Source organism: Pantoea agglomerans (genome assembly GCF_021397715.1).
Taxonomy (GTDB): Bacteria; Pseudomonadota; Gammaproteobacteria; order Enterobacterales; family Enterobacteriaceae; genus Pantoea; species Pantoea astica.
Genome location: NZ_CP090207.1, coordinates 2,859,400 through 2,876,941, shown reverse-complemented (window position 1 = coordinate 2,876,941; position 17,542 = coordinate 2,859,400). Strand labels below are relative to the sequence as shown.

Genomic DNA, 17,542 nt, shown 5'->3' with positions numbered 1-17,542 from the left:
CCTTAGCGGCGGCGCGCGTCGGGGCGAACTAAATCGAAGCGTTGCGCTTCGCTGATGCCGTAGTAGGCGCTGGGTCCACCGGCACGCAGAATCGGCTCGGCTTTGGCGGTCTGATAAATACCCGCTTCCAGCAACGTTTCACTGATGTGGATCGCCACCGCTTCGCCCAGCACCAGCCAGCTCTCTATCGGCTTTCCCTGTGCATCCTGTAACTGGATCAGCTGCGTCAGCCGACACTCAAAGTTAACCGGGCTCTCGCCGACCAGGCTGGCTTTCACCTGTGAGGCGGGTAACGGTGTCAGTCCGGCATAGGCAAACTCATCCTGATCGGCGGGCAGTGACGCCGAGCTCTCATTCATCGCTTCAGCCAGTGGCCGGGTCGCCAGATTCCAGACAAACTCTTTGGTGTCAGCGATATTCTGTACGCTGTCTTTCCAGCCGCTGCTGGCGAAACCGATGATCGGCGGATGGTAGTTAAAGCAGTTAAAAAAGCTGTAAGGCGCCAGATTGCGCTGACCGCTGGTGCTGATCGAACTGATCCAGCCAATCGGACGCGGGCCGATGATAGCGTTCAGCGGATCGTGGGGCAGACCGTGGCCGGCACGCGGTTGATAGGAATAGCGTTTATGCGTCATAACCTCTCCGGTGGGGAATTTTATTCATCTTAGCCCGACAGCATCGTCTGGCAACACCCCAAATGCGTAAGCGGATTGTGCGGGTTTATTTTCCGCCGCCTACAGCGTATTGTACGCGCGCCTGAATAATTGAGAGAACGTATGAAAAAGTCAGCCAGCTCGTCGCCTTTCCACGCCCGCAATCGCCACCAGGGCGAATACGATTTTGCCGCGTTAACCGCTGCACATCCGCCGCTGGCGGCCAAAGTGCGGCCCAACGGCTATGGCGTGCAGTCGATCGATTTTGCCGACGCGGACGCGGTGATGTTGCTCAATCAGGCGCTGATTAAACTGTTTTACGGCATCGACTGGCAGCTGGCACCGGGTTCGCTTTGCCCGCCCGTGCCGGGCCGCGCCGATTACCTGCACTATCTGGCCGATCTGCTGGCGCTGGATAACCACGGCGTCATTCCGACGGTTGACGTGCTCGATATTGGCTGCGGTGCAAACTGCATCTATCCGCTGATTGGCGCGGCGGAGTATGGCTGGCGCTTCACCGGCACCGAAATTGATGAGGCGGCGATCAAAGCCGCCAACCGGATTGTCGCCGCTAATCCCGGCCTGGCGCGCCAGATCCGCCTGCGCCGGCAGAAAAACAGCGATGCGGTACTGTCAGGCGTGGTGAGTAAAACCGAATTTTTCCACGCGGTAATGTGTAATCCGCCGTTCCACGCTTCGGCTGAGGAGGCGGCGGCGGGATCGCAGCGTAAAGTGCGCAATCTGGGCCTCGATAAAAATGCGCCGCTTAACTTCGGCGGTCAGCACAATGAGCTGTGGTGCGTCGGCGGCGAAAAGGCGTTTGTCGGTAAGATGATCGGTGAAAGCGTGGCGCTGGGGCGCCAGGTGATCTGGTTTACCTCGCTGGTGTCGCGTAAAGAGAATTTAGCCACGCTGGAAAAACAGCTAAAAGCGCTTGATGTTGCTGAGGTCCGGGTAGTGAATATGGCGCAGGGACAGAAACAGAGCCGCTTCCTGGCGTGGAGTTTTATGCCCGCCGCTCAGCGCACAAAAGGACTCAGCCGCTAATCCTCAGGGCGGGCCGGCGGGTCCGCCCTGAACTTCTGGCAGCGGCGGCATCGGCCACATCGCTGGCGGTTTGCATCACCTGCACTCTCTGGTGCGGCGCTTTAATCCCGGCGGCGTCAAAGTGCTTCTTCACTTTATCGTCCAGCGCAAAACGCACTGTCCACTGCTTCAGCGGTTGGGTAGTAAAGGAGACGTGCACCCTAAACGGCTGGTCGGTCAGGCCGACCAGCCCGGCAAAACCTGACTCGCCAGTCACCCTGCCGCGAATTTCCGGATTCTCCAGTCACTCTTTCACCGCCGCCTGCAACGCCTGATTAGCGCGTTCGCTATCCTCATTGCGATCCACATCATAGTTGGCGAAAAACGACCCGATGTTGCGCACAAAGTTGGCAAAGGGAGTAATCGATGAGCAGGGAATGATGTGATAGGCGCCGGTATCCTGACGCACGCCGACCGAGCGAATCGACATCCACTCTACCGTGCCGGTAATGGCACCGATGAGCACCAGATCGCCGGTATTCATCCCGTTTTCGAACTGGATGAAGATACCGGTAATGATATCGTTCACCAGCGTCTGTGAGCCAAATGAGATCGCCAGCCCCAGCGCACCGGCATCGGCCAGCAGCGGCGCAATGTTCACGTCAATCTCAGAGCCGGATCATAAGGGTGATGGTAGTGATCACCACCTCCAGCGCATTGCGGAACAGGGTGAGTAAGGTGCGGGTGCGGGCGCTCGGCATCGGACGGCCATGTGAGTCGGATGCCAGCCGGCTCTCAATCAGGCTGGGCAGAAAAAGCGGGCCGGCAGTGCGGCCCGCCCGTGATCACGAGACGTGCTGCAGAAATTCGCGCAGACGGTCGCTGGGAGGATTGCTGATCAGGCTGTCCGGATCGCCATCTTCGGCAATGCGGCCTTTGTCGATAAAGATCAGACGCGATGCGACTTTCTTCGCGAAGCCCACTTCGTGGGTCACGATCACCATCGTCATGCCTTCTTCCGCCAGGTCCTGCATCACTTTCAGCACTTCGTGACGCAGTTCCGGGTCCAGCGCCGAGGTCGGCTCATCGAACAGCATCATTTTGGGTTTCACCGCCAGCGCACGGGCAATCGCTACCCGCTGCTGCTGACCGCCGGAAAGCTCAGACGGGAAGTGATGGGCGCGTTCTGCCAGCCCCACTTTGCCCAGCAGCTCTTTCGCCAGCTGACGTGCCGCCTCTTTGCTGGCGCCGCGTACCCGAATCGGACCAAAGGCGACGTTATCCAGCGCACTCATCTGTGGGAAAAGGTGAAACTGCTGGAATACCATGCCCGCTTCCTGACGGATCAGGCGGTCATCTACTTTCGGATCGTTAACCCGCAGGCCATCGACGATCAGTTCGCCGCTGGTGATCTCTTCCAGTTTGTTAATGCAGCGCAGCAGGGTGGATTTACCTGAGCCGGACGGCCCGATAATCACCACGACTTCGCCCTGATTAATCTTCAGGTCAATGTTATGCAGCACCTGGGTCTGACCAAAATGCTTCGAGACATCTTTAAATTCAATCACAGGATTTTCACCCTTTTCTCAACACGGCGCAGCACAAAGCTCAACACCAGGGTAATCACCAGATAGATGATCGCGACGGCGCTCCAGATCTCCAGCGCGCGGAAGTTACCGGCGATAATCTCCTGACCCTGACGCGTCAGTTCAGCGACACCGATAACGATAAACAGCGAGGTATCTTTGATGCTGACAATCCACTGGTTACCCAGCGGTGGCAACATGCGGCGCAGCGCCAGGGGCATAATCACATAGCGCAGGGTTTCGCGGCTCGACAGGCCGAGCGCCAGGCCCGCTTCACGAAAGCCTTTGTTGATCGACAGCACCGCACCACGGGTAATTTCCGCAATGTAGGCGCCGGAGTTAATCATAATGGTGACCACGGCCGCGCTGAACGGATCGATACGCAGGTCGGGGAAGGCCATCGGCAGGGCGAAATAGATGAACATCACCTGCACCACAATCGGGGTGCCGCGGATGATTTCAATAAACACCAGCGCAATGTTGTTGGTGATCCAGCCGCCGTAAGCGCGGGCGAAACCGGCGACGAGGCCGATAATCAATCCGCCCACCAGTCCGATGATTGAGATGATTAAGGTCATCTTCGCGCCTTCGAGCAGCGCCGGCATGGCGGGCCAGATAACGCTCCAGTCAAACTCCATGGTGTGACTCCAGATATGTTGCGAGGAAAAAAGCAGGGAAAACGTTTCCCTGCTGAAAATTAAAACTGCTGCAAATTGTTATTTAGGTTCAGTACCGAACCATTTTTTATACAGCTGATTGTAAGTGCCGTTCTCTTTGATAGTTTTCAGTGCGCCGTTTACTTTTTCACGTAAATCGTCGCTGCCTTTCGGGAAGGCGATGCCGTACTGCTGCGCTTCAATCGATTCGCCTACCGCTTTAAAGCGGCCTTTACCGGCGGTATTGATGAAGTAGAGGATGTTTGGTGTATCGTGCAGAACCGCGTCAGCGCGGTTGGTGCCGAGTTCCATGTAGGCGTTATCGATGTTCGGGAACTGACGCAGATCTTTGGTTTTGATGTTGGCTTTGGCGTAATCCACCGAGCCGGTGCCGCTCTTCACTGCCACTACTTTGCCGGTCAGATCGCTGATGCCTTTGATGTCGTTTTCGTTATTACGCACCATTACCAGCAGACCGCTTTTGTAATAGCCATCAGAAAACTCGATCGCCTTTTTACGTTCTTCGGTAATGGTAATTCCCGCCAGCGCCAGATCGACGTTGCGGGTCTGTAGTGCCGGAATAATGCCGCTGAAATCCATTGGCTTGAGGGTGTAATCGAGCTTCAGTTGTTTAGCGATCGCATCCCACAGATCAACGTCGAAGCCGACATATTTGTCGCCCTGTTTGAACTCAAAAGGAACGAAGGCGGTGTCAGTGGCGACCACCAGTTTCTTTTCTGCTGCAGTGGAAGAGAGGGAGAAGGCCAGCGCCAGCGCGGCCACAGAAACTTTTAACAGTGACTTCATCATTTTTCCTTATTACTACCAGGCGGCAGGGCCTGTGTTTGCGGCTTGTCATATGAAAGAATTATGCCAACTTTGCAAAATACACCAAATCAGTAGGTTAAATAACCCAGCTGACTCGATTTTGCAGGAATATCTGCCTCTGCACTAATTTGGTGACCCAAATTAGTGCAAGTTGCTGTTTTGGTGCAACCGGTAGTGTGCCTCAGATGTTAAAGCTGTGAAGCGAAGGAGGGAAGAACTGTTAACAGGGTCATAAAATTACGATCGTGCAGACGTAAAAAAGGCGGGTCTCCCCGCCATTTTTGTCTCATTGATGAATCAATGGAAATTATTCAATGTTCGCTTCGATAAACCACAGGAATTTATCCAGGTCACGTGAAGCAGCGGTAAAGATATCCGCGGTATCTTCATCTTTCACTTCTGAGATAGCTTTACGGGTATCGTTCGCCACGATGCTGTAACGATCGGCCAGCGCTTTCAGATGGTCCTGCACGCTGTGGATGTTAAGCGGATAGCTTTTCAGTGGGGTTTTATCATTCACCACCTGCGCGGTACCCAGCGCGACGCCGCCTAACTGTACAACACGTTCTGCAATGGTGTCCTGGTGGTCAGTGATGGCGGTACGGAAGCCGTCCAGCATTTCATGTACACCAATAAAGTTAGCGCCACGCATGTTCCAGTGGGCCTGCTTGGTGATCAAAGACAGATCAATAAACTCGACAACCAGACGGTTCAATACCTCAATGGTGGCTTTTTTCTCATCATCTGCCACATCGTTACGGGTATAAATCAGGTCGGAAGATTTAGTTTTAACCAATTTAGCGGTACTCATCGTTTCAGTCCTCTCTTTGATGGTTGTCCTAATCAAGTACCGGATAAGTATAGCAGCGGTTTTCAGCTTTGCATTAACGGCCGTATCGATGAATGAAATAGCGTGTAACTTTGGAACGGCGGATGGCAGTCGGGAAAGATTAACGAAATGTTAAAATATAAACCTGAGGATTTTAGCAACAAAAACATCAGGTTAATCTTATATGTAAATAACCGATAAGCGACTGTTTCAAAATACGAAAGACAGCCTGTTGATTTAGTTAAGAATAATTCTCACGTTGAGTGTGATTGTTATTTAAACGATTGAACCCGACGCTATTTATCGCTTATTTGGGCGTGCCGCTGTTAATTTCCACTTCGCTCAACTGGCTCTTTTTCGGCTTCATCGTGAGAGTCGAACCGGCTGAGGCGCTGATGATCGCCAGCAGCGCCAGCCATTGCGTCAGGGTTAAGGTCTCACCGAGAAACAGCATGCCAGAAAAGGCCGCCATCGCCGGCTCCAGACTCATCAGCGTGCCAAAGATACGGGCCGGTAAGCGCGTCAGGGCGATCATTTCAAGCGAGTAGGGGATAGCGCTGGAGAGTAACGCCACCAGCAGCGCCATCGGGAGAATACTCCAGTGCCAGATACCGCTTTCGGCGAAGGTCAGGCCGAGCGGGACAAAAATGACCGACGCAATCAGGGAGCCGATCGCTACCGTGGCGGGACCGTGTTCGGCACCGGCGCGCTGACCCGCCAGAATATAAATCGCCCAGCAGGCGCCTGCGCCGACCGCCAGTGCCGCGCCCAGCGGATCGATGGTTGCCATTCCGGCACCCAACGGCAACAAAAATCCTAATCCGATGACCGCCAGCAGCACCCAGACAAAATCGAGCAGGCGACGCGATCCAAATAGCGCCAGCGCCAGCGGGCCGGTAAACTCAAGGCCGACCGCCACGCCGAGCGGTACGGTCCGAATCGCCAGGTAGAACAGAAAATTCATCGCGCCCAGCGCCAGTCCATACATCAGCAGCGGTTTACGCTGTTCCCGGCTGAAGCGTAAGCGCCACGGTTTAAAGATCACACAGAGGATCAGCGTGGCAAAACCAAGACGCAGTGCAGTAATGCCGGTTGCCCCAACGCTGGGGAACAGCGTTTTGGCCAGGGAAGCACCGCCCTGGAGCGATAACATCGCGATCAGCAGCACAGTAATCGGTAGCAATACGGGCGTAAGGTTTTTTGAAGCTGAAGAGGCAGACATCCTGTGTACATTTCCTGGTGGTTAACCCGATGAGTCAGTGAGTGTAAAGGAAATGGCGGCCAAAAAAATGACAGAGTGACGTTTAAATTTGCGTTAACTGCACAAATTTTGTCCGGATTCAGGGCCATTTTGGTAAAGAAACGTCAGGATTTTTTAGGATTTAACTTAAAGACCCAAAAGAGGAAAAAAAATTTATTGCAGGAAGATGACGGTTTTTATAAGAAAAATGAATGACATAGGATGTCGCATTAACTTCCTGTTACACCAAACATTCTGTTAGACAACAAAATGCGGGCAGAGTTTCTCGCTATTTTTTGTTATATTTTCAGCGTTGTCAGGAGAGAAGTATTTTCACATTTGAGGTGGTTATGAAAAAAATTGCATGTCTTTCAGCATTAGCCTGTGTACTGGCAGTATCTGCAGGTTCAGCAATGGCACAGAGCACCGTAACTGGTGGCTATGCTCAGAGCGATTACCAGGGCGTGGCTAACAAAGCTAACGGCTTCAACCTGAAATACCGCTATGAAGACGGTTCTAACCCACTGGGTTGGATCGGCTCATTCACCTACACAGAAAAAGATAACACCGATTCTGGCATTTATAACAAAGGCCAATACTACGGTGTGACCGGTGGTCCTGCTTTCCGTCTGAACGACTGGGCAAGCATCTACGGTGTTGTGGGTATCGGTTACGGTAAATTCCAGCAGAACGATACTGCATCACGTGACAAATCTGATTCAAGCGACGTAGGTTTCTCTTACGGTGCAGGTATGCAGTTCAACCCAATCGAAAACGTTGCACTGGACGTGGGCTACGAGCAGAGCCGCATCCGTAACGTTGACGTTGGCACCTGGATTGCCGGCGTAGGTTACAGCTTCTAAGTTTCAGCTTAGACGACCTGCCAAAAAACGGCCCTTTATGGGCCGTTTTTTATTGCGCGCGATTCAGACTGCCGCAGCCACCAGGCCGTCTTCGGCTGCCAACCGGAGTAAGCGCCGATCAAAACGAGAAAAGCGGGTGGAGAGATCTGCGATAACGCGGTGACGGCTTACTGTGGGCGTCGTTGACGGCGGTAACGATGATGGCAGCAGAAAAGATGGCAGCAGAAAAGGGCACGAGCAGAAAAACCGAAGCGGCCCTTCAGCCGTTTGCTGAAAGGCACCAAAGGGGTGGCTGTGAAAAAATTAACCGCGCCAGATCAGATTCTGGCAGTGACGATCTTCAGGCTTTTTGCCCAGTAATTTTTCAATCAGCATCAGGCGCAGCGTGAATGGGGAACGCGTCAGCAGGCACAGCCAGGATTTCATCTCCGTGGTTGTTCTCTTTTCAGCCTGGAAGCATTTGCTGCAGTCTGCACAGCATTTCAGGGTGCTCATAGAATCACCTCCCAATCAGTATCGACGTAAAAGTAAGCAGAGTCCGGCGACGTAACCCATAAACAACAACAGTAACAGATAGGGATCGAACATGATCTTCATCTCCGGCTGCTTACATTATCAACAAATATAGCATTGGCTATATCATTTAGCCAAGGCTAATCACGAAAAATTTGAGCTTCTTTGCACCTGGTTTACAATGAGCGCAGCTACATCCGTACGGCAGTGACAGTACGGAACATAATAAAGAGGAAGCTGAATGACTCGTCGTGCCAAAAGCGTGGTTTCTGCCCCGCAAGGACCACTGAAAGATATTGAAGAGCATGTCGAAGGTTTTCGGCAGGTGCGTGAAGCGCATCGTCGTGAATTAATTGATGACTACGTTGAGTTAATTTCTGATTTGATTGGTGAATTTGGCGAAGCACGCCAGGTTGATATGGCCGCACGCTTAGGCGTTTCGCAGCCGACGGTCGCCAAGATGCTGAAACGTCTCGGCAGCGCCGGGCTGGTTGAGCAGGTTCCTTACCGTGGTGTGTTTCTGACCCGCGAAGGCGAAAAACTGGCTGAGGAGAGCCGGGCCCGTCATCACATCGTTGAAACCTTCCTGCTGGCGCTGGGGATCAGCCCGGAAACGGCCCGCCGTGACTCTGAAGGGATTGAGCATCACGTCAGTGATGAAACCCTGGCCGTATTCCAGAAATTTTACGAAACACGTTAACCTTTAAGGCGCACCGCCATCATGCCGCAGCTGTTTCGATCTTTTTTGCATGACTCGATTTTGCATTTACTCGTCGTTATTGGTGTGGTTCTGGCATTTCTGGCCGATTTTCGCTGGCCCGATCTGCCTGGCGCGGTCGACTGGCACACCATCATTACCCTGACCGGTTTATTGATCCTGACCAAGGGGCTGGAAACCAGCGGCTATTTTGATGTGCTGGGCGGCCGGTTGATTGCCCGCTTTCGTCATGAGCGCGCGCTGGCTCTGTTCATGGTTCTGGCCGCCGCGTTGCTTTCGACTTTTCTTACCAATGATGTGGCGCTGTTCATTCTGGTGCCGCTGACTCTGACGCTGCGCAAGTTCTCCCGCTTGCCGATCTCCCGGCTGATTATCTTCGAAGCGCTGGCAGTAAACGCCGGATCGCTACTGACACCGGTCGGTAATCCGCAAAACATCCTGTTATGGAGTCACGGCTCGCTGAGCGTGGCCGGTTTTATTGTGCAGATGCTGCCGCTGGCGGTCTGGCTGCTGCTCAGCCTGGTGGTGTTAACCTGGTTTAGCTTTTCGAAGCGTACCATCGACAAGCATGAAAATCCTGAACAGCCTCAGTGGCAGAAGCCGCTGTTTGTGGTCAGCGTACTGTTATACGTGCTGTTTATCGCCGGGCTGGAGTGGGAGATCACCGGCTGGGTGCTGCTGTTGATCCTCGCTATTTTTATGGTTATGGCGCGGCCGGTTTTACTCCGCATTGACTGGAGTTTGCTGGCGGTCTTTATTGCCATGTTTATCGATGTCTGGCTGCTGACGCGTTTGCCGGTGATGCAGGCGCACTTTGATCAAATCACCCATCTGGGGCAGGGGCAGCTCTACCTGCTGGCGATTGGATTATCGCAGGTTATCAGCAACGTCCCGGCGACCATCCTGCTGCTGCAAAAAGTCCCGCCGTCGGAGGTGCTGGCCTGGGCGGTGAATATCGGTGGTTTCGGCCTGCTGCCTGGCTCGCTCGCCAACCTGATCGCGTTACGGATGGCGCAGGATCGCGCCGTCTGGTGGCGTTTTCATCTCTTTTCCCTGCCGTTACTCGCCTGGTCAATGGCCAGCGGCTGGGTGCTGTTGCGTCTGCTCAATTAAGCCCATCAGATCCTGCTGCCGCTCACAGGTGGCAGGACGTGCCTCTTTTCTCAAGTTAAGTAAAGTTGCACTGGATTTTGTCAATTTCCGATCTAAGGTTAACGAGACCTTTTATGCCCGGGAATTAGGGCCTTAGCCAGTGATGGGAACTATGAGCGAGAACAACCAACGCGATCCACACCAGCAGGACGCCGATAACGCGTCGGATAAGACCAATCAGTCTGATGAAAATCAGCAGCAGGATCAGCAGCCTGAACGCAAGCGACCCGGTAAAAAGCCGTTGATTATTCTGGCGATTGTGGTGGTGGTGATGCTGATTGTGGGTTTCTGGTTCTGGTTCTCTACCCGTAATCAGGAGACCACTGACGATGCCTTCACCGAAGGCGATGCCGTGACGATTGCCCCGAAAGCGTCCGGTTATGTGGTGAAGCTGCTGGTTAAAGATAATCAGCGGGTGAAGAAGGGCGATCTGCTGGTCGAAATCGATCCCAGCGACAATAAGGCCCAGCGCGATCAGGCGAAGGCGCAACTCGGCCTGGCGGTGGCTCAACTGCATCAGGCACAGGCGCAGCTGGCGCTGTCGCGGGTGCAGTATCCGGCTCAGCGCGACCAGGCATTAGCCGATCAGGCCAAAGCGGAAGCGAACCTGCTTAACGCGCAGGCGGATTACCGTCGCCAGCGGGGCGTTGACCCGCGCGCCACCAGCCAGCGTAATATTGACACCGCGGCGGCGCAGTTACGCTCGGCGCAGGCCCAGTTGCAGAGCGCGAAAGCGCAGGTAGAAGTGGCGTCGCAGGTGCAGTTGCAGATTCGCCAGCAGGAAACCAACGTTGAAGCGCGTCAGCAACAGGTCGAACAGGCGAAAGCGCAGCTCAACACTGCCGATCTCAATCTCTCTTATACCCAGGTCCGTGCGCCTTACGACGGATTTGTCACCAAACGTAATGTGCAGCCCGGTACGCTGGTTCAGGCAGGAACTTCCCTGTTTTCGCTGGTTTCTCCCGATATCTGGATCACTGCCAACTTCAAAGAGTCGCAGCTTGAACGCATGAATCCCGGCGACAAAGTGGCGATTACCGTCGATGCCTGGCCGGATATGAAGCTGGAAGGGCACGTCGACAGTATTCAGATGGGCTCCGGTTCGCGCTTCTCGACCTTCCCGTCAGAAAATGCCACCGGTAACTACGTCAAAATTGTTCAGCGTGTGCCGGTAAAAATCGTGATTGATAAAGGTCTGGACCCGAATCATCCGCTGCCGCTTGGTCTGTCGGTTGAACCGAAGGTGACGGTGGAATGAGTACCACCCAGAGCTGGAAACCGGCCAGCAATCCGTGGTTAGTGGCGATCACGGTCACCCTGGCGGTGTTCATGGAGATTCTCGACACCACGATTGTCAACGTGGCGCTGCCGCACATCGCCGGTTCGCTCTCTTCCAGCTACGATGAGTCAACCTGGGTACTGACCTCCTATCTGGTGGCGAACGGCATTGTGCTGCCGATCTCCGCTTTCTTCAGCCGTCTGTTTGGGCGTAAACAGTTCTTCCTGATCTGTATCGTGATGTTCACCATCTGCTCATTCCTGTGCGGCATCGCCACCGAACTATGGCAAATAATTCTGTTCCGCGTGTTACAGGGCTTTTTTGGTGGTGGCCTGCAGCCGGTGCAACAGTCGGTGCTGCTGGACTATTTTAAAGCCGAAGATCGCGGCAAAGCGTTTGGCCTCTCGTCTATTGCGATCATCGTTGCGCCGGTTATCGGCCCGACGCTGGGCGGCTGGATCACCGATAACTACAGCTGGCGCTGGGTGTTCTTTATCAATATTCCGGTCGGCGTGCTCACCGTACTGGCGATCTACCAGCTGCTGGAAGATCCGCCGTGGGAGCGCAAATGGGCCAAGGGTAAACTCAAGATCGATTACATCGGTATCAGTCTGATCACGCTGGGTCTTGGCTGTCTGCAGGTGATGCTCGATCGCGGCGAGGATGAGGACTGGTTCGCTTCGCACTTCATTGTGCTGTTTGCCATTCTGGCGCTGATCGGCATTGTTGGCGCGATCTACTGGCTGATGTATGCCCGCAAACCGGTGGTCGATATTCTGGTGATGAAAGACCGCAATTTCTGGGTTGCCGGGCTGTTGATGGCCGGGATGGCGATGATCCTTTATGGCAGCTCGGTGGTGTTACCGCAGCTGGCGCAGCAGGATCTGGGTTATACCGCCACCTGGTCCGGTCTGGTGCTGTCACCCGGTGCGGTGCTGATTGTACTGACGATCCCGCTGGTGCTGAAGCTGATGCCGATTGTGCAGACGCGTTACATCATCGCCTTTGGTTTCAGCTGTCTGGCGGTGGCCTTCCTCTACTCCGCTACGCTGACCCCCAACGTCGATTTCACCACGCTGGTACTGATGCGCAGTGCGCAGTCAATTGGCCTCGGTTTCCTGTTTGTGCCGCTGACGACGATTGCGTTTGTCACGATTCCGCAGCGGCTTAACGCTGACGCCTCGGCGCTGTTTACCATGTTCCGTAACGTCGCCGGGTCGATTGGCATTTCATTATCGACCGCTGCCATCACCGAGCGTGAGCAGGTCCGTTCCGCCCATATGGTGCATAACATGACGCCGCTCAACGAGCCGTTCAATATCACCGTTCAGCACTGGGCGCAGGCGATACGCGACTTTACCTCAGCGGTCGGCGATCCGATCACCCTGGCGACCGGTCAGCTCTATCAGGAGATGATCGCCCAGTCGCGCATTCTCGCTTACATCGATGTTTTCTCAGGCCTGAGTATTGTCGCCCTGATTTTGATTCCATTTTGTTGGCTGCTGTCGCCGATTAAGAGCGAAGGCAGTGCAGGAGCACACTGACATGAAGGTTATTACTTCCCGCGGCCTGAAACCGTTGAGCCTGTTAACGCTGGCAATGTGGCTGGCTGGCTGTGCCGTCGGGCCAGATTATCAGGCCCCGAAACCCACGCTGCCTGGCAGCTATAACACTTTGGATTCGCAGGAAGCGTCAAAGCCGCAGAGTGCGGCGATCAACTCGCGCTGGTGGCGAACCTTTAACGATCCGCAACTCGACAGCCTGATTGCCCGGGCGATTGAGGGCAACCTGACGCTGCAACAGGCGGTGCTGCGCATTGCCGGCGCGCGCGAGCAGCTGAGCCAGGCGCAGGGCGGCCTGTTTCCCAGCCTCAACGGTTCGGCCAAAGTTAATCGCCAGCAGCTGGGTCTGGAAGGATTGCTGAAAGCCAATGGCGCAACCGACCAGCTCGACAGTAATGTCGCCAGCCAGCTCGATGGCCTGACGCAGCCGGTCACCCTTTATCAGGGCAGTTTCGATGCCAGCTGGGAACTGGACCTGTGGGGCAAAGTGCGCCGTCAGGTTGAATCCGCCAATGCTCAGCAGCAGGCGGCGATTGAGCAGCGCAACGATGCGCTGGTGTCGCTGGAAGCGGAAGTCGCGCGCGCCTGGCTGCAACTGCGCGGCGCGCAAAGTACTATCCAGACGCTGCAGCAGCAGATTGATGTGGCACAGCAGACCGTCGAACTGACTCAGAGCCAGCAGCGTAACGGGCTGGCACCCTTAACCGATGTGGAGAACGCCCGCGCCCAGCTCAGTAGCCTGCAGGCGCAGCTGCCGCAGTATCAGTCACAGGCGCGCCAGGCGATGAATGGGTTAGCGGTGCTGCTGGGCAAAACGCCGGGTTCGCTGGATGCGGAACTCAGTACGCCTAAAGCGTTACCGCCGCTGCCGCAGTTTGTCCCGGTCGGCATTCCTTCCACGCTGGCCCGACGTCGTCCCGATATTCGTCAGGCGGAAGCGACGCTGCATGCACAGACAGCAGAGATTGGCGTCTCCGTGGCGCAGCTATTCCCCAGTCTCTCCCTGACCGGCCAGCTTGGCGTACGCAACACCGACGTCAGCTATCTGGATAACTGGAGCAGTCACTTCTACAGCTACGGTCCCGCCTTATCGATTCCGATTTTCCAGGGCGGACGGCTGGTGTCGAGCGTTAAGCTGGCGCGCGCGCAGCAGGCCAGCGCCGCACTCGATTATCGCCAGACGGTGCTGACCGCCTTACAGGATGTGGAAAATGCGCTGGTCAGCTATCGCGCCGATCAGCAGCGCGTCACCGCGCTGGACCAAACCACCGGTTCGCTGCAGCGTGCCTTTGATCTCGCCAGCGACAGCTATCGTCAGGGACTTTCAACCTTCCTGGAGGTGCTGGATGCGCAGCGTCAGCTGGCGCAGGCTGAAGAACAGGCCACCCAGGCACGGATGCAGAGCGCGCTGGATTTAGTCGCTTTGTATAAAGCGCTGGGCGGCGGCTGGGAAACCTATCAGAACGTCGACCTGCCGCAATATTCTGTATTTGGTCCGGCGACCACGGTTAATTAATCGCCAGGCTGTGGCAGCATACGCGCTGCCACAGCCTGTTAACGCCTCACCCGCGTTGTCGTTTTTGTGGACAGCAGCCTGCGCTATTTACCCATTATTTTCGCGTTAACACCTTGAATAATATCTCTTCCTCTCCATTTTCGCCGTCGGGCAGGGAGGAAAATAAAACAGCATGACTGTCAGGACTATTATCTTGTGCCGCGGCGCAGGGCTGGGCATTATTTTGCAACCCGGATAAATAACCTCATTTTAACCCTGCATCGGGTGCGGGCTTTTTGCGTTTTTATTCACGGCGCTGGATTTTAAGCCTGCCAGCTGTAGCCCCTAATAGGTCGGGCGGTGCCCTGGCTAATCTGTCATCCTGCGGCCGGTCACCTGAGGATTATCCGACAGTCAGCGTCCGACGCCACAAATTTTTTAAAACCGCCGCGTCAGGAAATAAAAAATTGCAGGCTGGATACACCTTTTGCGCTATTACCGCGCAGAAGCGGGGACATTTTGAACCTTAATCTGTAACCTTGTGTGACTGAGATCGAAATTCAGACAGCCGTTAATGATCTTTTTTCTGGCGACATCGCAAAAATAAACAGTTCCGGCGGACGGTTTCCCCCGCAGCTCTCTGCCGGGCGCGGCAGGCAACGGATGCATGAAATCGATTCCAGCACCAGAAGTGCAGCGCCGTTCGGTGTTAATTCAGCGTTAATAAAACGTCAGGAATTAGCCGCTAGCGTTGACGAGGAATTTTAAAATTAACCGATAAGAATTATCCGTAGCGTAAAAATAATTTATTTTTTTATTTGAATTAGGTAATCTTGTCGCTACAGTTTTATTAACCCCCTTAATCAAGGACATTGTGATGAGTGACGCATTTAAAGTTCTGAACAATATTCGCACATTACGTGCCCAGGCCCGTGAACTGCCATTGAGCGATCTGGAAGAGATCCTGGAAAAATTAACCGTTGTCGTTACCGAGCGCCGTGAAGAAGCGGAAGCGGAAGAGACGCAAAATCGCGAAAAAGAAGAAAAGCTGTCGAAATATCGCGAAATGCTGCTGGCTGACGGCATCGATCCTAATGAATTATTAGGTGCGCTGGAAACCGGTAAAAAACGCGCTAAGCGTGCGCCGCGTCCGGCTAAATATTCTTACACCGACGAAAACGGTGAGAAAAAATCATGGACCGGCCAGGGCCGTACCCCGGCAGCGATTAAAAAAGCGCTGGACGCCGGTAAAAGCCTGGACAGTTTCCTGATCGATTGATCGACACAATCCTTGTAAGTGGGAGCCGGGGGGCCATTATGGCCTTCCGGCTTTTTTATTTCTGTCGGGATATCAATCACCACGCCCGCAATCCACGGCTGATGCTGGCGTGCGCTGCGTCACATCTGGCATAATAGCCGCCGTTTTTTCATCCACTCTCTTCACAAAGGTCAATGCCGTGTTAGTTAGCAGCAATATCACCATGCAGTTTGGCAGCAAGCCACTGTTCGAGAACATCTCCGTTAAATTTGGCGGCGGTAATCGTTACGGTTTAATCGGTGCGAACGGCAGCGGAAAATCCACCTTCATGAAGATTCTGGGTGGCGATCTGGTGCCTTCTGGCGGCAACGTCTCATACGATCCGAATGAAAGGATCGGTAAGTTACGCCAGGATCAGTTCGCCTTTGAACAATATAGCGTGCTCGACACCGTGATTATGGGTCACCATGAATTATGGGAAGTGAAGCAGGAACGCGATCGTATTTATTCTTTGCCGGAAATGAGCGAAGAGGAAGGGTATAAAGTTGCCGACCTTGAAGCCGTTTACGGTGAAATGGACGGCTACAGCGCCGAATCCCGCGCTGGCGAGTTATTACTGGGCGTTGGCATTCCGGTTGAGCAGCATTATGGCCCGATGAGCGAAATTGCGCCGGGCTTTAAATTGCGTGTGCTGCTGGCGCAGGCGCTGTTCTCGAATCCTGATATTTTGTTACTGGACGAACCAACCAACAACCTGGATATCGATACCATCCGCTGGCTGGAGCAGGTGCTGAACGAACGCGACAGCACCATGATTATCATTTCGCACGATCGTCACTTCCTTAATATGGTCTGTACCCACATGGCTGATTTGGATTATGGCGAGCTGCGGGTCTATTCCGGTAATTATGATGAATATATGACCGCAGCGACCCAGGCGCGTGAACGTCTGTTAGCGGATAACGCCAAGAAAAAGGCGCAGATTGCCGATCTGCAATCTTTCGTCAGCCGCTTTAGCGCCAACGCCTCTAAATCCCGTCAGGCAACCTCGCGTGCTAAACAGATGGATAAAATTAAACTGGATGAAGTAAAAGCATCCAGTCGTCAGAACCCGTTTATCCGTTTTGAGCAGGACAAGAAGCTGTTCCGTAATGCGCTGGAAGTGGAAGGCTTAACCAAAGGCTTTGATAACGGTCCGCTGTTTAAAAATTTAAACCTGCTGCTGGAAGTTGGTGAAAAACTGGCGGTGATCGGGGCTAACGGTATCGGTAAATCAACCTTTCTGAAAACCCTGGTCAGCGAGATGACGCCTGACAATGGCAGCGTTAAATGGTCAGAGAATGCGCGTATCGGCTATTACGCGCAGGATCATGCTGAAGATTTTGCTAATGACCTGACGGTATTTGACTGGATGAGTCAGTGGAAGCAGGCTGGCGATGATGAGCAGAGCGTGCGCAGTATTCTTGGCCGCCTGTTATTCTCTCAGGATGATATTAAGAAACCGGCCAAAGTGCTGTCCGGTGGTGAGAAAGGTCGTATGCTGTTCGGTAAGCTGATGATGGAAAAACCGAACATCCTGATTATGGATGAGCCGACCAACCACCTCGATATGGAATCCATTGAGTCGCTGAATATGGCGCTGGAGATGTACGAAGGCACGCTGATTTTCGTTTCGCATGACCGTGAATTTGTCAGCTCGCTGGCGACCCGGGTCATGGAGATTAAATCGGATCGGGTGGTGGACTTCACCGGTAATTACGAAGATTACCTGCGCAGTCAGGGCATCGTCTGATGGAAACGGGGTGGCACAGGCCACCCCAATTTTTTTGGTGGTCTGGTGGTTCAGCGCAGACTCAGGCTCAGGGTGCATACGCCTTTCGCAAA

At 54.1% G+C, this 17,542-nt stretch carries 17 protein-coding genes and 1 pseudogene; 10 read left to right on the top strand and 8 right to left on the bottom strand.

Translation table 11 applies throughout. From position 1 onward, the window contains the following. Positions 1 to 2: 2 nt before the first annotated feature. Positions 3 to 635, bottom strand: coding sequence for a flavin reductase family protein (locus tag LZU96_RS13615; RefSeq protein ID WP_233984792.1), 633 nt, complete (start codon positions 633 to 635; stop codon positions 3 to 5). A 141-nt stretch (positions 636 to 776) separates the two neighbouring features. Between LZU96_RS13615 and rlmF the strand changes: the two genes are divergently transcribed. Next, positions 777 to 1,700: a 23S rRNA (adenine(1618)-N(6))-methyltransferase RlmF gene (gene rlmF, locus LZU96_RS13610; RefSeq protein ID WP_233984791.1), complete on the top strand. Its 924-nt coding sequence runs from the start codon at positions 777 to 779 to the stop codon at positions 1,698 to 1,700. On the opposite strand, the pseudogene LZU96_RS13605 reads toward rlmF, so the two are convergent. The 6 genes and pseudogenes from LZU96_RS13605 to rhtA all read right to left on the bottom strand — a co-directional run. Next, positions 1,690 to 2,503 (bottom strand): annotated as a pseudogene (locus LZU96_RS13605) (mechanosensitive ion channel domain-containing protein); the annotation flags it as partial. The gene rlmF and the pseudogene LZU96_RS13605 sit on opposite strands and share 11 nt — an antisense overlap. A 21-nt stretch (positions 2,504 to 2,524) precedes the next feature. After that, positions 2,525 to 3,247 (bottom strand): glutamine ABC transporter ATP-binding protein GlnQ, encoded by a 723-nt coding sequence (gene glnQ / locus LZU96_RS13600; RefSeq protein ID WP_233984790.1) that lies wholly within the window; start codon positions 3,245 to 3,247, stop codon positions 2,525 to 2,527. Further along, positions 3,244 to 3,903, bottom strand: a complete 660-nt coding sequence (gene glnP / locus LZU96_RS13595; RefSeq protein WP_031377032.1) for a glutamine ABC transporter permease GlnP — start codon at positions 3,901 to 3,903, stop codon at positions 3,244 to 3,246. Before glnP ends, glnQ begins: the two co-directional genes overlap by 4 nt. Before the next feature lie 78 nt (positions 3,904 to 3,981). After that, a complete protein-coding gene (gene glnH, locus LZU96_RS13590; RefSeq protein ID WP_094119364.1) occupies positions 3,982 to 4,728 on the bottom strand; it encodes a glutamine ABC transporter substrate-binding protein GlnH in 747 nt (248 codons plus the stop codon). Between the two features lie 328 nt (positions 4,729 to 5,056). Continuing rightward, positions 5,057 to 5,560: a DNA starvation/stationary phase protection protein Dps gene (dps, locus tag LZU96_RS13585; RefSeq protein ID WP_233984789.1), complete on the bottom strand. Its 504-nt coding sequence runs from the start codon at positions 5,558 to 5,560 to the stop codon at positions 5,057 to 5,059. A gap of 325 nt (positions 5,561 to 5,885) precedes the next feature. After that, positions 5,886 to 6,800, bottom strand: a complete 915-nt coding sequence (rhtA, locus tag LZU96_RS13580) for a threonine/homoserine exporter RhtA (protein WP_233984788.1) — start codon at positions 6,798 to 6,800, stop codon at positions 5,886 to 5,888. Between the two features lie 368 nt (positions 6,801 to 7,168). On the opposite strand from rhtA, the gene ompX reads away from it, so the two are divergent. Next, positions 7,169 to 7,681 carry an outer membrane protein OmpX gene (gene ompX / locus LZU96_RS13575; RefSeq protein WP_233984787.1) on the top strand — a complete coding sequence of 171 codons (513 nt, stop codon included), beginning with the start codon at positions 7,169 to 7,171 and terminating at the stop codon, positions 7,679 to 7,681. Between the two features lie 303 nt (positions 7,682 to 7,984). Here ompX and LZU96_RS13570 read toward each other — a convergent pair whose 3' ends face one another. Further along, complete coding sequence (locus tag LZU96_RS13570; RefSeq protein WP_233984786.1) at positions 7,985 to 8,176, bottom strand: hypothetical protein; 192 nt, start codon at positions 8,174 to 8,176, stop codon at positions 7,985 to 7,987. 259 nt (positions 8,177 to 8,435) lie between these two features. On the opposite strand from LZU96_RS13570, the gene mntR reads away from it, so the two are divergent. The 8 genes from mntR to LZU96_RS13530 all read left to right on the top strand — a co-directional run bounded on the left by mntR (position 8,436) and on the right by LZU96_RS13530 (position 17,450). Continuing rightward, positions 8,436 to 8,894: a manganese-binding transcriptional regulator MntR gene (gene mntR / locus LZU96_RS13565; protein ID WP_094119359.1), complete on the top strand. Its 459-nt coding sequence runs from the start codon at positions 8,436 to 8,438 to the stop codon at positions 8,892 to 8,894. A gap of 21 nt (positions 8,895 to 8,915) precedes the next feature. Beyond that, positions 8,916 to 10,025, top strand: a complete 1,110-nt coding sequence (locus LZU96_RS13560; protein ID WP_233984785.1) for an SLC13 family permease — start codon at positions 8,916 to 8,918, stop codon at positions 10,023 to 10,025. 151 nt (positions 10,026 to 10,176) lie between these two features. Continuing rightward, entirely contained in the window at positions 10,177 to 11,322 is a 1,146-nt protein-coding gene (locus tag LZU96_RS13555; RefSeq protein ID WP_233984784.1) for an HlyD family secretion protein, read from the top strand. After that, on the top strand, positions 11,319 to 12,887 hold the full coding sequence (locus LZU96_RS13550) for a DHA2 family efflux MFS transporter permease subunit (protein ID WP_233984783.1): 1,569 nt from the start codon (positions 11,319 to 11,321) through the stop codon (positions 12,885 to 12,887). The genes LZU96_RS13555 and LZU96_RS13550 overlap by 4 nt, the downstream gene beginning before the upstream one ends. A 1-nt stretch (position 12,888) precedes the next feature. Next, the gene (locus LZU96_RS13545; protein WP_233984782.1) at positions 12,889 to 14,421 is read left to right on the top strand and encodes an efflux transporter outer membrane subunit; all 1,533 of its coding nucleotides are present in this window, start codon (positions 12,889 to 12,891) and stop codon (positions 14,419 to 14,421) included. 522 nt (positions 14,422 to 14,943) lie between these two features. After that, positions 14,944 to 15,168 (top strand): hypothetical protein, encoded by a 225-nt coding sequence (locus LZU96_RS13540; protein ID WP_233984781.1) that lies wholly within the window; start codon positions 14,944 to 14,946, stop codon positions 15,166 to 15,168. Positions 15,169 to 15,277: 109 nt separating this feature from the next. After that, positions 15,278 to 15,679 carry an H-NS family nucleoid-associated regulatory protein gene (locus tag LZU96_RS13535; protein ID WP_233984780.1) on the top strand — a complete coding sequence of 134 codons (402 nt, stop codon included), beginning with the start codon at positions 15,278 to 15,280 and terminating at the stop codon, positions 15,677 to 15,679. A 178-nt stretch (positions 15,680 to 15,857) separates the two neighbouring features. Next, entirely contained in the window at positions 15,858 to 17,450 is a 1,593-nt protein-coding gene (locus LZU96_RS13530; RefSeq protein WP_233984779.1) for an ABC-F family ATPase, read from the top strand. The last annotated feature ends 92 nt before the right edge of the window (positions 17,451 to 17,542 follow it).

Coding starts and splice junctions, on each gene's coding strand:
- LZU96_RS13615 (WP_233984792.1), bottom strand. CDS start 635: ATGACGCATAAACGCTATTCCTATCAACCGCGTGCCGGCCACGGTCTG.
- rlmF (WP_233984791.1), top strand. CDS start 777: ATGAAAAAGTCAGCCAGCTCGTCGCCTTTCCACGCCCGCAATCGCCAC.
- glnP (WP_031377032.1), bottom strand. CDS start 3,903: ATGGAGTTTGACTGGAGCGTTATCTGGCCCGCCATGCCGGCGCTGCTC.
- glnH (WP_094119364.1), bottom strand. CDS start 4,728: ATGAAGTCACTGTTAAAAGTTTCTGTGGCCGCGCTGGCGCTGGCCTTC.
- dps (WP_233984789.1), bottom strand. CDS start 5,560: ATGAGTACCGCTAAATTGGTTAAAACTAAATCTTCCGACCTGATTTAT.
- rhtA (WP_233984788.1), bottom strand. CDS start 6,800: ATGTCTGCCTCTTCAGCTTCAAAAAACCTTACGCCCGTATTGCTACCG.
- ompX (WP_233984787.1), top strand. CDS start 7,169: ATGAAAAAAATTGCATGTCTTTCAGCATTAGCCTGTGTACTGGCAGTA.
- LZU96_RS13570 (WP_233984786.1), bottom strand. CDS start 8,176: ATGAGCACCCTGAAATGCTGTGCAGACTGCAGCAAATGCTTCCAGGCT.
- mntR (WP_094119359.1), top strand. CDS start 8,436: ATGACTCGTCGTGCCAAAAGCGTGGTTTCTGCCCCGCAAGGACCACTG.
- LZU96_RS13560 (WP_233984785.1), top strand. CDS start 8,916: ATGCCGCAGCTGTTTCGATCTTTTTTGCATGACTCGATTTTGCATTTA.
- LZU96_RS13555 (WP_233984784.1), top strand. CDS start 10,177: ATGAGCGAGAACAACCAACGCGATCCACACCAGCAGGACGCCGATAAC.
- LZU96_RS13550 (WP_233984783.1), top strand. CDS start 11,319: ATGAGTACCACCCAGAGCTGGAAACCGGCCAGCAATCCGTGGTTAGTG.
- LZU96_RS13545 (WP_233984782.1), top strand. CDS start 12,889: ATGAAGGTTATTACTTCCCGCGGCCTGAAACCGTTGAGCCTGTTAACG.
- LZU96_RS13535 (WP_233984780.1), top strand. CDS start 15,278: ATGAGTGACGCATTTAAAGTTCTGAACAATATTCGCACATTACGTGCC.